Source organism: Parasphingorhabdus litoris DSM 22379 (assembly GCF_020906275.1).
GTDB lineage: Bacteria > Pseudomonadota > Alphaproteobacteria > Sphingomonadales > Sphingomonadaceae > Parasphingorhabdus > Parasphingorhabdus litoris.
Window position 1 is genome coordinate 1785321 of sequence record NZ_CP086727.1, and the last position, 13524, is coordinate 1798844.

The 13524-nt window shown below is 53.4% G+C and carries 13 protein-coding genes; 7 read left to right on the plus strand and 6 right to left on the minus strand.

What is annotated here, in order from left to right:
- Positions 1 to 94: 94 nt before the first annotated feature.
- Entirely contained in the window at positions 95 to 1024 is a 930-nt protein-coding gene (gene miaA, locus BS29_RS08640) for a tRNA (adenosine(37)-N6)-dimethylallyltransferase MiaA (protein WP_229956776.1), read from the minus strand.
- On the opposite strand from miaA, the gene serB reads away from it, so the two are divergent.
- Positions 1017 to 1898: a phosphoserine phosphatase SerB gene (serB, locus tag BS29_RS08645; protein WP_229956777.1), complete on the plus strand. Its 882-nt coding sequence runs from the start codon at positions 1017 to 1019 to the stop codon at positions 1896 to 1898. The genes miaA and serB overlap by 8 nt on opposite strands.
- A 19-nt stretch (positions 1899 to 1917) precedes the next feature.
- Here the strand turns inward: serB and BS29_RS08650 are convergent, their stop codons facing one another.
- Entirely contained in the window at positions 1918 to 2982 is a 1065-nt protein-coding gene (locus tag BS29_RS08650; RefSeq protein WP_229956778.1) for an SPOR domain-containing protein, read from the minus strand.
- 262 nt (positions 2983 to 3244) lie between these two features.
- On the opposite strand from BS29_RS08650, the gene BS29_RS08655 reads away from it, so the two are divergent.
- The 3 genes from BS29_RS08655 to BS29_RS08665 are packed head-to-tail and all read left to right on the plus strand — an operon-like array spanning position 3245 to position 6158.
- Positions 3245 to 3967 (plus strand): ParA family protein, encoded by a 723-nt coding sequence (locus BS29_RS08655; RefSeq protein WP_229956779.1) that lies wholly within the window; start codon positions 3245 to 3247, stop codon positions 3965 to 3967.
- 17 nt (positions 3968 to 3984) lie between these two features.
- The gene (locus BS29_RS08660; protein WP_229956780.1) at positions 3985 to 4692 is read left to right on the plus strand and encodes a flagellar biosynthesis protein FlhF; all 708 of its coding nucleotides are present in this window, start codon (positions 3985 to 3987) and stop codon (positions 4690 to 4692) included.
- A gap of 35 nt (positions 4693 to 4727) precedes the next feature.
- Positions 4728 to 6158: an SPOR domain-containing protein gene (locus tag BS29_RS08665; RefSeq protein ID WP_229956781.1), complete on the plus strand. Its 1431-nt coding sequence runs from the start codon at positions 4728 to 4730 to the stop codon at positions 6156 to 6158.
- 37 nt (positions 6159 to 6195) lie between these two features.
- Here the strand turns inward: BS29_RS08665 and BS29_RS08670 are convergent, their stop codons facing one another.
- Genes BS29_RS08670 through BS29_RS08685 form a run of 4 tightly spaced genes read right to left on the minus strand, consistent with a single transcriptional unit; the run spans position 6196 to position 10025 of the window.
- Positions 6196 to 7416: a dihydroorotase gene (locus BS29_RS08670; protein ID WP_407673770.1), complete on the minus strand. Its 1221-nt coding sequence runs from the start codon at positions 7414 to 7416 to the stop codon at positions 6196 to 6198.
- Complete coding sequence (locus tag BS29_RS08675) at positions 7413 to 8417, minus strand: aspartate carbamoyltransferase catalytic subunit (RefSeq protein WP_229956783.1); 1005 nt, start codon at positions 8415 to 8417, stop codon at positions 7413 to 7415. The genes BS29_RS08670 and BS29_RS08675 overlap by 4 nt, the downstream gene beginning before the upstream one ends.
- Before the next feature lie 22 nt (positions 8418 to 8439).
- A complete protein-coding gene (ruvX, locus tag BS29_RS08680; RefSeq protein WP_229956784.1) occupies positions 8440 to 8901 on the minus strand; it encodes a Holliday junction resolvase RuvX in 462 nt (153 codons plus the stop codon).
- A complete protein-coding gene (locus tag BS29_RS08685) occupies positions 8901 to 10025 on the minus strand; it encodes a DUF3089 domain-containing protein (protein WP_229956785.1) in 1125 nt (374 codons plus the stop codon). The genes ruvX and BS29_RS08685 overlap by 1 nt, the downstream gene beginning before the upstream one ends.
- A 130-nt stretch (positions 10026 to 10155) precedes the next feature.
- Between BS29_RS08685 and gatC the strand changes: the two genes are divergently transcribed.
- From gatC to gatB, 3 genes are read left to right on the plus strand one after another with little or no spacing between them, the layout of a single operon-like run.
- On the plus strand, positions 10156 to 10443 hold the full coding sequence (gene gatC, locus BS29_RS08690) for an Asp-tRNA(Asn)/Glu-tRNA(Gln) amidotransferase subunit GatC (protein WP_109357069.1): 288 nt from the start codon (positions 10156 to 10158) through the stop codon (positions 10441 to 10443).
- A complete protein-coding gene (gene gatA, locus BS29_RS08695) occupies positions 10443 to 11924 on the plus strand; it encodes an Asp-tRNA(Asn)/Glu-tRNA(Gln) amidotransferase subunit GatA (protein WP_229956786.1) in 1482 nt (493 codons plus the stop codon). The genes gatC and gatA overlap by 1 nt, the downstream gene beginning before the upstream one ends.
- A 2-nt stretch (positions 11925 to 11926) precedes the next feature.
- Positions 11927 to 13423, plus strand: a complete 1497-nt coding sequence (gene gatB / locus BS29_RS08700) for an Asp-tRNA(Asn)/Glu-tRNA(Gln) amidotransferase subunit GatB (RefSeq protein WP_229956787.1) — start codon at positions 11927 to 11929, stop codon at positions 13421 to 13423.
- Positions 13424 to 13524 lie beyond the last annotated feature (101 nt).

The following is a 13524-nucleotide window of genomic DNA, read 5'->3' on the forward strand; positions in this document are numbered from 1 at the left end:
TGCTGCACTGCAAGGCAATCAACAAGATTGGGCGCAGCATACGCTCGAACTGGGCGGCGCTACATATTTATATATATTGTGTCAAGGCTAATTATTATAATAATCTTACAATATCATCGATATTATCATTATTTATGATCTCCGCACAGCGAAGCCATCCGTCGGGACATTGATTGCGAAACCAGGTAAATTGCCGCTTGGCATATTGGCGCGTTGCAGCCTTTGCCCGTTCCGCTGCTTCTTCGACGCTGCTATCGCCTTTGATTATCGCGATAATCTCGGGAACGCCGATCGCGCGCATGACGGGACAGTCGAGCGGTAAATTTCGATCCAATAGCTTCGCAACTTCGTCGCGCGCACCACTGTCGAGCATGATCTGAAAACGCTTATCACAGCGCCCATAAAGCCAATCGCGGGGTGGCAGCAGGACCAGTGGGCGCAAATTAATGTCTTTCGCTATGCCGCCTGCCATATGACTGTGCCAGTAATCCATTGGCTTGCCAGATGATCGCACCACTTCCAAGGCACGCATGATCCGGCTCGAATCGCGGGGGTATAGGCGCTGTGCAGACACGGGGTCTTCTTCGAGAAGAGCGGTGTAAGCATCGTTCACATCCATCGCCCGTACTGTCGAGCGGATGTTGGAATCAATCTTAGGTATTGGCGCAATTCCATTAAGCAGTGTTCGTACATAAAGCCCGGTGCCGCCGACCAATATTGGCAGTTCATCGCGATCATGTGCCGCAGCAATCTCCGCCTTTGCATCATTCGACCATCGGGCAGCCGAACAAGCATCAGCACCATTAATATAGCCATAAAGACGGTGATCTATGCCTTCCATTTCCTGTTCATTGGGCCGGGCACTGAGAATTTGAAGATCTGCATAAACCTGCGCGCTATCAGCATTGATGATCACAGAGGGTTGCTTTTTGGCCAGCTCCAGTGCCAATGCGGATTTGCCGCTGGCAGTAGGGCCAACGATCAACGCCACGTCTTTATTATCTTTCGGAGAATTTATGCTCATCGCCACGCTAATAGCAGCAGATCAGCTGCAAAAGGGAGAGCTAAGTTCGGCTGCCGATCGTTTGACGGGTATTGGTGGTCAAATTACCCGCATCGGCGATGTTGTCGATGGCAAAACGGCCGATATTGTTTTTGAAGGCGATTTGCCCGCTGCACGCAAAACGCTACCGGTGGACAATGTGGCGATTGATTTTGTCGTCCAGCATGCTGAGCATCGTGAGAAAAAGTTGCTGATATCCGACATGGATAGCACCATGATCACGGTCGAATGTATTGACGAACTGGCAGGCTATGCCGGAATCAAAGACCAGATCGCGGAAATTACAGAGCGTGCCATGCTCGGAGAACTTGATTTTGAAGAAGCGCTTCGGGGCAGGGTGGCTTTGCTCGCTGGCTTGGAACTGTCTGCCATAGATCAGTGCCTTGACGAGAAAGTCGAGCTGATGCCTGGAGCAAAAACATTGGTTCGCACCATGGCGGGACGTGGCGCCAAAACTATCTTGGTTTCCGGTGGGTTCACGAGATTCGCAGACCCTGTTGCGAAAGCCATCGGTTTTGCCAGTGCGGAGGCTAACATACTGGCTGAGACCGATGGAATTCTGACGGGAAAATTGGACGGTCCAGTGGTTGATGCACAAAGAAAGGCTGATTTGCTCAGACAGAGCGCTCTGTCTGCGGGACTTTCTTTAGAACAGTGTATCGCTGTAGGTGACGGGGCCAATGATATTCCGATGATTGCCTTGGCCGGAATGGGCGTTGCTTATCACGCTAAACCAAAGGCTGCTGCTGCCGCGGACCTCGCGATCAAGCATAATGATCTCAGCGCCTTGCTTTATGTGCAGGGCATAGCATCTGAGGACTGGATGACGGATTAGGCCGCACTCCAAACCACGACTATCGTGACTTTACGATGCAATCATTGCCCGAAGCTTTTACAGTGCTGCACATCTTGTTTGCCTGTGCTCTGGTAGAAAATGGACCCGCTTGCAGCCGCGTAATATTGCCTGCAGCCACCAGATAGGGTTGCAGATTGTTCAATCCGGACACCCGTTTTTCCAAACTGTTCCAAAGGGCCTTGGCCTTGTTCTGATCGCCAAATGCTCCCAATTGCACGCGCCAATTGCCCATCGCTGTAGTGCGGACCGGTGTCGCAGCGGGTTTTGCCGTGGGCGCCGCAGCTGTCACAGGAGGTGCCGGTTTTTTGACCGGAGCTGCTTTCACTGCTGGTGCAGGAGCTGGCTTGGCTACCGGAGCAACAGGCTGTGGTTTGGGCGCTGCAGCAGGAGTCGGCACAACTGTTTTGGATGCCGGTAATTGTGCTGTCTGAATGGCTCCGGTTGATTGCACTGGGCGCAGGCCGCCAACTTGAGCGGTTCGGACACGTTTTTCATTTTCTTCCATCTGCCCAGCCAATTGGATGGCCTGGCGGCGCTGGTCGAGTGGAATATATTTGTCCATTTGCGCCATATTGGATGTTGCTTGCGGCAAACCAGCGGCGGAAGCGCGCGTCATCAGGGCATAAGCCTTGATCCAGTCTTTCTCGACAAAATCACCATTAAAATGGCCGGTACCAAGCACATATTGCGCGCGTGGTTCACCGCGATTGGCAGAGGCTTGTAAGTAGGGCAGAGCGTCTTTGCGACGCTGGTTCTGAAATAGGATCAGTCCATAATTATCATTGGCCTGTAAATGTCCCTGATCGGCGGCGCGCTTATAATATTGCTCGGCCTTTGCCAAATCCTTCGGCACACCGCGACCCAGCTTATAAGCCTGTGCCATATTGAATTGTGCATCGGCATCACCGGCGCTTGCGGGACCGCGCCATTCTGCAACGGCGGCTTTATAGTCGCCGCGGCCCCATGCATCGACGCCGTCCTTAACGTCGGCGAATGCTGGCGTTGCCAATCCCAATATGGCCGAAACCATCAACATGTGGCGCGCTGGTCTGGAATTTCTCATGTGTTAAACCCTTGGTCTGCAAAAATTCAGGACATCATATTATCCGTAATTTGTCCTTAACGCCAATTTGCAAATTATTCGTAACCTTGTTTCAAAAACAGAGCAAATTCGGATTCCAAATCTAACGGCGTGTAAAATAGTTTTTGGCCCCGAAAAAACATCACATTGTTGTTAACCCTATTTTAGCCCTGTTCTGTCAGAGGTGTGGATGAACGTAATTCAGACGTCCTGATCAACCCGAGATGAGACTAAGGGGAATAGAGTGCGAGTTCTAGCAATGGCATCCCAAAAAGGTGGTTCCGGCAAAACGACTTTGTCGGGCCATTTGGCCGTACAAGCCCAACTGGCCGGCGCCGGCCCGGTAGTTCTGATTGATATCGATCCTCAAGGTTCATTGGCCGATTGGTGGAACGAACGCGAAGCTGAACTGCCGGCTTTTGCGCAAACCACAGTTTCCCGTCTTGCCGCTGATCTGGCGATATTACGCCAGCAGGGTTTCAAATTGGCCGTTATTGATACGCCGCCAGCCATTACGATGGCAATTCAGTCTGTGATCTCCGTTGCGGAGCTGATTGTTATTCCAACACGCCCGAGCCCACATGACCTTCGGGCTGTGGGTGCGACGGTTGATCTTTGCGAGCGCGCTGGCAAACCGCTTCTGTTCGTTGTCAATGGCGCGACGCCAAAAGCAAAAATTACTTCGGAAGCTGCTGTAGCCTTGTCGCAGCATGGCACCGTCGCTCCGATCACGGTTCATCACCGTACAGATTTTGCCGGATCAATGATTGACGGTCGTACCGTCATGGAGGTTGATCCCGAAGGCCGGTCTTCTCAAGAAATCCAGCAATTATGGGGATATGTCTCCGATCGTTTGGAAAAGAACTTCCGCCGTACGATATTTTCATCACCTGCCATGACGCCCAGCCCGAATGTTGGTGTTCAGAGACCTGGAGGCAATTTTGGCCGCCGGGTCATCGGGTCCTAATGGGAGGAGCAGAGAATATGAGCGAGCCAAAGCCACTAGCATCCCTGTCATCATCTCTTCTGGCCAGAAAGGGCGGCGCAAAGCCCGCCATGCGGCGCCAGGGGATGGCATTTCCAACGCAGTCTGATCATGAAAATGAAGATCTGGGTTGGAACGATATGGGCTATGATGCCAATCCAGACCACAACGCTGCGCCATCGGAAGAACAAGGGCCAGTCGATGCGGACCAATATCACTATAATCCTTTAGCTGGTGCCATTCCGGAAGCTGTTCCTGCGGTTAAGAAGCAGCAGGAAGAGATTGCGGCCAAGTTAAGCCAGCACCCAACGCGCGAAGCGGAAGTTGCCGAGCCAGAACCAGCACCTCAGGCTCAGCCTGTTGCTGAGGAACCAGCTGTTCCGGTTCCCCTATCAATTTCTCGTGAAGTCGCGCCTGTGGCTGAAAATTCCAGCATTGGTGTCGCGCCTCCGCCTCGCAAAAAGGCAGCTGAGGCCAAAAAAGCACCAAAGACACGGCGTCCGGCACAAAAGTCACGGACCCGCAAGGCCAAGGCCGCGTTTACCTTACGTTTGGACGCTGACAGGCACCTAAAACTGCGGTTGGCGACGGCTGTGAAGAATGTTTCTGCACAGCAGTTGGTAACCAAAGCCGTGGATGAATATTTGAGGACTATCCCCGAACTTGACGACTTGGCAGAGCGCATTCCGTCACGCGGCGCTGCATAAACGAAGATATAGAATTTAATTGCGAGGGCATTGATATGAAACGCGATATGATACTGAAATTGGCCGCATCGACCATGGTCATTTCTACAACCCTGACTGGCTGTGGTCCTTTTGGAGGTGGTTCGGTCGCATCTTCGTCGAGCAAACCTGCTACGGTTAAAGATGGCGCTAAATATGCCAAGAAGGCTGAAAAGGCGCTTCGCAAGGGCCAGGTTGAAAAAGCAATTGTTTTTGCCGAGCGCTCTGTCGCCGGCGTGGGTAGCGATCCAGAAACCCGGGCTTTGCTTGGTCAGTCCTATATGGCCGCTGGTCGTTTCTATTCGGCAGAACGCAGTTTTCTTGATGCCATGGAATTGGGTAAAAGGGATGCCCGCACGATTTTGAGCCTCAGTCTGTCGCAATTGGCTCAGGGCAAAGCCAACAAAGCAAAGCAACTGATTGAAGACAACCGTCAGTTCATTCCGACCGCCGACTATGGTCTGGCATTGGCTTTGACCGGTGATTCCAAGTCAGCCGTTGAGGTTCTTGAAGAAGCTATCCGCGGCGCCAATGTTGCGGGCCGTACGCGCCAGAACCTTGGTTTGGCCTATGCATTGGATGGTCGCTGGAAAGAAGCCAAGTTGATGGCAATGCAAGACATGACGCCGGCGACAGTCGACAATCGTATGATGCAGTGGGCACATATGGCGCGGCCAGGGGCTTATGAAGTGCGTGTTGCTTCTTTGCTGAATGTTGAGCCAGTAACCAATGATCCAGGTCAACCGGTTCGTTTGGCCCTCAACGCCGCGCCTGTCATGCCAGCAGTTGCTGCCACACCTGCAGAAGACTATAACCGCGAAGTCGCAAGTTTCGATCGCGATATGCCGCTGCCTGCCGTTGGTCCCGCGCCAGTTGCAGAATCCGAAGTGGATTTCATGGCGAAGGAAAATGATGTCAAAGTTACGACGGTCGATGTTCCTGCGAGTAAGCCAGCCGTGAAGGCACCTGTTGTCAAACCAGCACCAGCTGCTCCAGAGAAAAAATTTATCGTCGAAGCCCCTGCGGCAAAACCGGCGGCTGCGCCAAAAGCGGCTCCCGTTACTTCTGCGGCAGCACAGGCTATCTCAGCGGTTAAACCGGTGTTGCAGAAAGTTGCTTTCACACCGCGGGCACGGTCCATCTCAGGCAACAAGCACTTGGTTCAGCTCGGTGTATTTTCTTCACCTGAGAATGTGGAGCGTGCTTGGGACATCTTATCCAAACAGAACAAGGATCTGGCGTCTTTCCAATATGCTAGCTCTACAATACAGCGGAATGGCAAAACGCTATATCGTCTGGCAGCTATGGGCTTCGGTAACGAACAGTCCGCTAAAGATATGTGCGTCGGCATCAAAGCCAAGGGCGGTGCTTGCATCGTGCGCAATGTGCAAAATATTCGTCCAACCCAGATGGCTAGCAAAGCGCCACGGAAGCTGGCTGCACGCTAAGATTTCAGAAATCTAAAATCTATTGAGGGCGGGAAAGCTACAGCGCTTTTCCGCCCTTATATATGGCGCGCACCCGGCCTTGAACCGGTAGCTTGTCAAATGGCGTATTGCCGGCAGAAGCCGCCATTTTCCGTGTATCAATCTGCCAAGCCGCTTCCGGATCAATGACTATCAGATCCGCTTCATACCCTTCAGCAATTTGACCGGCCTCGACGCCCAATATCTTGGCAGGTGTTGCCGACAGCAGTTCGAAGAGACGTTGAATGTCGATTATACCGTCGCGAACGAGATTGAGCGAAAGTGCCAACAAGGATTCTGCGCCAGCCATGCCAAACTCAGCTTCGGCGAAAGGCAGGCGCTTATCTTCGGGACCGCGCGGGTCATGGCCGGAAGAAATGACATCGATCGTACCATCTCTAACTGCATCGAGACACGCTTGGCGATCTTCCTCACTGCGCAGCGGAGGTGATAGTTTGGCGAATGTTCGGAAATCGCTTGTAGCAATATCAGACAAGAACAGATGAGCCGGGGTTATGCCGCAGGTTACCGGCAATTGCTCACCCTTTGCCGTGCGAATCATTTCAAGGCCTTGGGCGGTGGTTACCTGCCGAAAATGAACATGTGCTCCGCTTTCCCGCACCAGTGCAATATCACGCGCTATGGACAGCGCTTCTGCACAGGCTGGTGCACTGGAGAGTCCCAGGCGTGTTGCCGTCTCGCCAGCTGTCGCTACAGCGCCAGAAGTCAGGCCACTATCTTCGCTATGAACGATCACTGGCAAGTCCAGTGACCGGCAATAGTGGAGCAGTTTAAGCATGATACCGCTATCCGAAATCCAGCTTCGACCTGTCGCTACGCCGCGCGCACCGGCTTGCTTCATCAACCCAATTTCCGCCAATTCTGAGCCTTTCAGCCCTTTCGTCGCGGCGGCAAGGGGATGAGACCAAAGGTCCGGTTTCCCTTCCGATGCATTATGTTTGATCATCGCTGGCAGATCCAGAACCGGAGACTGGTCTGGCATCAGGGCCGCTCTAGTAATGCCACCATAGTGAAAAGCCGGTTTATCGATGGCGAAAACACCCAAGTCGATAATCCCTGGCGCTAGTAACGCACCCGCGCAGTCTACAATCTCGTGATCTGTGGATGGTTTACTGTCGCTGAGTTCCGTAATGCGCTCATCTTCGACTGTGACATTTAAGGACTTGGATGTATTTACTCTGGGAACCAGAACCTGTGCGTTGATGAACGTCTTTTTCATGACCATCCCTCCACACCGCGTGATCGCCGGGTTAAAACATCCAGACATGCCATGCGTACAGCCACACCCATTTCGACCTGTTCTGTAATTGCGGACCGATCCAGATCATCCGCAATGTCGCTGGTGATTTCGACACCACGGTTCATTGGGCCGGGATGCATGACCAGTGCGTCGGGTTTAGCAAGTTTTAGGCGCTCTCTCGTCAAACCATAAAGATGATGAAACTCTCTGGGACTGGGGATGAAATCGCCGTTCATCCGCTCATTCTGTAGCCGCAGCATCATCACGACATCCGTACCTTCAAGTGCTTGTTCAAAATTCGAGAAAGCCTCTACATTCATCCGGTCGAGCGCTGCGGGTAGAAGCGATGTTGGTGCGCAAACCCGCACTTTTGCACCCAATGTGGTCAGGCAGTAAATGTTGGAACGGGCGACCCTGCTGTGCATGACATCGCCGCAGATTGTAATTGTCAGCCCGCTAATGTCGCCCTTGCGCCTCTGAATGGTCAGCGCATCAAGCAAGCCCTGGGTTGGGTGCTCGTGGCTGCCATCACCGGCATTGAGTACAGGGCAATCGACTTTGTCGGCGATTAATTGCACCGCGCCAGAACTGGCATGGCGAATGACGATGGCATCGGCCCGCATAGCATTGAGTGTGACCGCCGTATCGATAAGGGTTTCACCCTTTTTGACGCTGGATTGCGCGGCATGCATGTTGACGACATCCGCGCCCAATCGTTTGCCGGCAATTTCGAAAGATAGCAGCGTGCGTGTACTGTTTTCGAAAAAGGCGTTGATGACGGTCAGGCCGTCAAGCCGGTCGACATGTTTGCTGGATTGGCGGTTCAGCTCAACCCATTGTTCCGCCTCTTTCAGCAAAAACAGTATCTCCCAGGGCTGCAACCCTGCGATACCCAATAGATGGCGATGTGGAAAAGCGTCCGATCCCGCGGGAAACTGATGCCCGGCCGTCGGTGGTGAACCTGTTTGATCAATTGTCATTAAAGCCAGCCCTATAGAGCCATCATTCTATCGCGGCAAGCCCGTCAATCGCTCCCTGAAGAATATAGGCGGCAGCCATTTGATCGACGACTTCGCTGCGCCGTTTTCGGCTAACATCGGCAGCGATGAGATCGCGGGTGACGGCCTGCGTGCTCCAGCGCTCGTCCCAAAGCAGGATGGGAAGGCCAACGGGGCGCAGATTTTGCGCAAAGGATTTCGCTGCCTGAGTCTGTTTGCTCTGGCTGCCATCAAGATTGAGCGGAAGGCCAACGACAAAACCGACAACATGCTGCTGTGCAATGACCACCTTGATTCGTTCGAGATCTTTTGAAAACTTGCGGCGTTCAATCGTCTCGGCAGCCGTTGCAATCATCCATTGGGCATCGCAGAGCGCCATGCCCACCGTCTTGGTGCCGACATCAAGCCCGAGCAAGCGCCCGCCATCGGGCAGGGCCGCCCGAAAAGCGCTCCGGTCGTCTGTCATCAACGCGAGAGAAATGCAGCCATCCTTTTCATCACATCTTCGCGAACGTTACGCCAGAACAGACTGTAATCATAGACATGATAATTATTGCCGGGCAGGGTGTAGGGGCCCAGATCCGGTGGATCCCCGATCAGCAGAAATCCGCGATCGTCGCAGCGCGCGGGCACCGCACCCGCGACCAATGTTGCATCACTCAATTCATCATTGGGGACCAGTGTTCCGAGATTCAGTTCTGCCGGAGATTCGGAATTGGTGTCGCCATTAATCGGATTGGTACAGAGTAGATTTGTGTCCTTGCGCGGCTCGCCGTTAAAGCCGATCGTTGTGTCATAAACCTCGACGATACGGCCATAATCGGCCGGTTCGGCAAAGCTCTCCCAGCTCAAGAGGCAATTGGATTGCTCGGCGGATTCGCAAATGTCGAGGCCAAGCGCCGGGACATCCGCCTCGACCGAAACCGGCCATCCAACCACATAGGCAGCGACGATTCGATTGGCCAAAGGCGTGCCCGCGACTCTGTCCTTCAGCAAATTGGTCAGATGCAGGCTACCCTGGCTATGTCCGGCCAATATGATCGGGCGGTCATCGGGAACTTCGCGAATGAAATAGTCAAAGGCAATCAGAACATCCTCATAGGCGGCGTCCAGAGCTTGCTGCCCCTCCTTTTTCTCGGTCAGGAATGCGCCGAGCGTGGCTTGACGATAGCGCGGTGCCCAGACGTCACCGGCCTTGTTGAAAGCACTGGCCTGTCCGCGCAGGAATATCTTGGTGCGGTCCTCGGTTTCCTTGTCGCCAAGCGGCGCGTTCCATTTGTCTTTATTGATAAATGACGTCGGGTGAACAAAGAATATTGCGGCACGCTGGTCCTTATCGGGAGCGTTTCCGTTCGATTCGTATCCTTGCGGCAGCCACAGGGCAGGGTTGCCTTTCTTGATTTCGGGACGGGCATACCACATCGAAACATCGGCATAGATACTGTCTTCCAGCACTTCCTGAGCCTGAAATTCGGTGTCAGGTACAAACACCACTTCAGCCAGTTCTTCTCCATAGACACGCAGCACAAATGCGCCCGCCAGAACCAGTACGACCATGATCGCAACAAAGTAGAGAAACTTACGCGCCAATTATTTTACTCCAATTTGGGTTATTGCCACTCATTCACCTTGAAGCGGCCTCGCGCCAATGCTAGCGGCACGCGATACACAACGTATCGTGTTATTACCCCAAAAAAGATGAACCGATAAAGAATGAATCATGTCAGTCGATAAAGAAACCGTCAAAAAGATCGCAAGCCTGTCTCGGATCGCCGTAACTGAGGCAGAAGCCGACGCATTGGTGCCAGAGCTCAACAACATCCTTGGATGGGTCGAGCAACTGGGCGAAGTGGATTGCTCAAAGGTTGAGCCGATGACCGCGGTGATCCCCAACAAACTGCGCTTGCGCGATGACGTGGTCAGTGATGGCAATGTCCGTGACAAGGTTCTTGCCAATGCGCCGGTGGCTGAACACGGCTTCTTTGGCGTGCCGAAGGTGATCGAATAATGGCTGAGATTTTTGAACTGGGCATTGCGGGCATCCGCACAGGCATCACTTCTGGCGATTTTACCGCCAAAGAAGTGGCAGAGACATTTATAGACCGAGTGAGCGCGGCAAAGTCGCTGAACGCAGTGCTGGTGGAGACGCCGGACCATGCGCTGGCGGCTGCCGAAGCAACCGACAAGGCCAAAGCAGCCGGCGAAACGCTCGGCAAAATGGCTGGCGTGCCGATTGGCATGAAAGACCTGTTCTGCACCGAGGGCGTCGCAACGACGGCCGCAAGCTTAATTCTGGACGGTTTCACACCACAATATGAATCCACAGTGTCAGCAAACCTTTTCAAGGCAGGTGCTGGCATGCTCGGCAAGCTGAACATGGACCAGTTTGCCATGGGGTCTTCCAACGAAACCAGCGCTTTTGGCAATGTCATATCGCCATGGCGTCGCAATGATGGCGGTAATACCGATCTGGCACCGGGCGGTTCTTCGGGTGGCAGTGCAGCGGTTGTGTCTGGGCGTATTTGTCCTGCAGCCACGGGAACCGATACGGGCGGTTCTATCCGCCAACCTGCCGCGTTTGTAGGCATTACCGGTTTCAAGCCTACTTATGGACGTTGTTCACGGTGGGGTACGATTGCTTTTGCCAGCTCGCTCGATCAGGCTGGCCCGATGGCGCATGATGTGCGTGATTGTGCGATAATGCTGGAATCCATGGCGGGCTTTGATCCCAAGGATTCCACTTCGCTTGATTTGCCGGTTCCCGAATGGGAATCAGGCCTGAAAAGCGATCTCACCGGCAAGCGTATCGGTATCCCCAAGGAATATCGGGTCGATAATATGCCGCCCGAAATTGATGCATTGTGGCAGCAAGGCATTGAGTGGCTGAAAGACGCCGGCGCGAAAATCGTCGATGTGTCTTTGCCGCACACCAAATATGCGTTACCAGCCTATTACATCATCGCGCCAGCAGAGGCATCATCCAATCTCGCGCGTTATGATGGTGTGCGTTACGGAATGCGCGATCTGCCGGACGGGGCAGGGCTGCAGGACATGTATGCCGCCACCCGCGAATCCGGCTTTGGCCCCGAGGTAAAACGCCGTATCATGATCGGCACCTATGTGCTGTCAGCAGGTTATTATGACGCCTATTACACACAAGCACAGAAAGTGCGGACCCTGATCTCGCAGGATTTCGACAAGGCCTGGGAAAGCTGTGACCTGCTGCTGACGCCAACCGCGCCGAGTGCTGCCTTTGGATTGGGTGAGAAAACCGATCCGCTGGCAATGTATCTAAATGACGTGTTCACGGTGCCAAGCTCGCTGGCGGGATTGCCAGCCATGTCGGTGCCCGCTGGACTGGACGAGCAGGGGCTTCCTCTCGGATTGCAGATTATTGGTAAGGCACTGGACGAACAGGGCGTGTTTAACGCCGGTCTGGCGCTGGAAGAACGGGCCGGCTTTGTCGCGAAGCCGGAGCAGTGGTGGTAAATATGACTGAATCAACATATCGTATCCAGGGTGCAACCGGCGAATGGGAGGTCGTTATCGGCCTTGAAGTGCACGCCCAGATCACCTCAAATGCAAAGCTCTTTTCGGGAGCTTCCACCGAATTCGGCGCGGAACCTAATACGCAGGTAAGCCTCGTCGACGCCGCAATGCCCGGTATGCTACCAGTATTGAACAAGGAATGTGTTCGTCAGGCCGTAAGGACTGGCCTTGCTCTCAACGCCCAGATCAACAAATATTCGCGTTTCGACCGGAAAAACTATTTCTACGCCGATCTGCCGCAAGGCTATCAGATTTCCCAACTTTATCATCCGATTGTGGGTGAGGGGAAAGTCGAGATTTCTCTCGATGAAAAAGACCCCGATGCCCATGGCAAGACTGTAGGCGTTGAACGTATCCATATCGAACAGGATGCCGGCAAGCTGATGCATGATCAGCATCCGACAATGAGCTATGTCGATCTCAACCGCTGCGGCGTCGCCTTGATGGAAATCGTATCGATGCCGGACATGACATCACCTAAAGAAGCAGCAGCTTATGTCCGTAAGCTCAGATCAATTCTGCGTTATGTGGGCAGCTGTGACGGCAATATGGAGCAGGGTTCCATGCGCGCAGACGTCAATGTTTCCGTCCGCAAACCCGGCGAAAAATTGGGTATTCGTACCGAGACCAAGAACGTCAACTCCCTGCGCTTCATTCAGCAGGTCATTGAATATGAAGCCCAGCGTCAGGTCGACGTGCTGGAAGAGGGCGGTGAAATAGTTCAGGAAACGCGGCTGTTTGATCCGGACCGGAACGAAACCCGCTCCATGCGCTCCAAGGAAGATGCGCATGATTATCGTTATTTCCCTGATCCCGACTTGTTGCCGCTGGAATTGGAAGAAGACTTTATCTTCGACTGTAAGGCCAGCTTGCCGGAACTCCCGGACGAAAAACGGGCACGGTATAAAAGTGTTCTAGGTCTCAGCGCCTATAATGCAGCGGTTCTGACGGCCGAGCATGAAACGGCACTCTGGTTCGAAGAATTGCTGGAAACGACCGATGAACCAGAAAAAATCGCAAGTTCAGCAGCCAACTGGCTGACATCTGAGCTATTTGGTGCGCTCAACAAAATGGGACTGTCCATTGAGCAAAGCCCGGTATCCCCGCAGCAAGCGGCGGAATTGCTTGGCTTGATCGCGGACGGCACAATCTCCGGTAAAATTGCCAAACAGGTTTTCGAAATCATGCTCGAAACCGGTGATGGCGCCGCCAAGATCGTTGATGAAAAGGGCCTGAAACAGGAATCCGACACCGGTGCAATCGAGAAAGTCATCGCTGACGTCATGGCGGCAAATGAAGACAAGGTCGCCGAATATCGCGGCGGAAAGGACAAATTATTCGGTTTCTTCGTTGGTCAAACCATGAAAGCGATGCAAGGAAAGGCTAATCCACAGGTCGTAAATGAGCTTCTGAAAAAGACGCTTGGTCCAGCAGGCTAAACCGGTGGAGTAAATTAGCGACGCGAACGCGCAAAGCGGGCTTGCCCTTTGGGCACCTTTCCGCTAGGCGCACGCGTCAATCAAAATTCGATAGTGATTTG

Coding starts and splice junctions, on each gene's coding strand:
- BS29_RS08660 (WP_229956780.1), top strand. CDS start 3,985: ATGAGCGAGCCAAAGCCACTAGCATCCCTGTCATCATCTCTTCTGGCC.
- serB (WP_229956777.1), top strand. CDS start 1,017: ATGCTCATCGCCACGCTAATAGCAGCAGATCAGCTGCAAAAGGGAGAG.
- BS29_RS08670 (WP_407673770.1), bottom strand. CDS start 7,416: ATGAAAAAGACGTTCATCAACGCACAGGTTCTGGTTCCCAGAGTAAAT.
- BS29_RS08650 (WP_229956778.1), bottom strand. CDS start 2,982: ATGAGAAATTCCAGACCAGCGCGCCACATGTTGATGGTTTCGGCCATA.
- gatC (WP_109357069.1), top strand. CDS start 10,156: ATGTCAGTCGATAAAGAAACCGTCAAAAAGATCGCAAGCCTGTCTCGG.
- ruvX (WP_229956784.1), bottom strand. CDS start 8,901: ATGACAGACGACCGGAGCGCTTTTCGGGCGGCCCTGCCCGATGGCGGG.
- gatB (WP_229956787.1), top strand. CDS start 11,927: ATGACTGAATCAACATATCGTATCCAGGGTGCAACCGGCGAATGGGAG.
- gatA (WP_229956786.1), top strand. CDS start 10,443: ATGGCTGAGATTTTTGAACTGGGCATTGCGGGCATCCGCACAGGCATC.
- BS29_RS08665 (WP_229956781.1), top strand. CDS start 4,728: ATGAAACGCGATATGATACTGAAATTGGCCGCATCGACCATGGTCATT.
- miaA (WP_229956776.1), bottom strand. CDS start 1,024: ATGAGCATAAATTCTCCGAAAGATAATAAAGACGTGGCGTTGATCGTT.
- BS29_RS08675 (WP_229956783.1), bottom strand. CDS start 8,417: ATGACAATTGATCAAACAGGTTCACCACCGACGGCCGGGCATCAGTTT.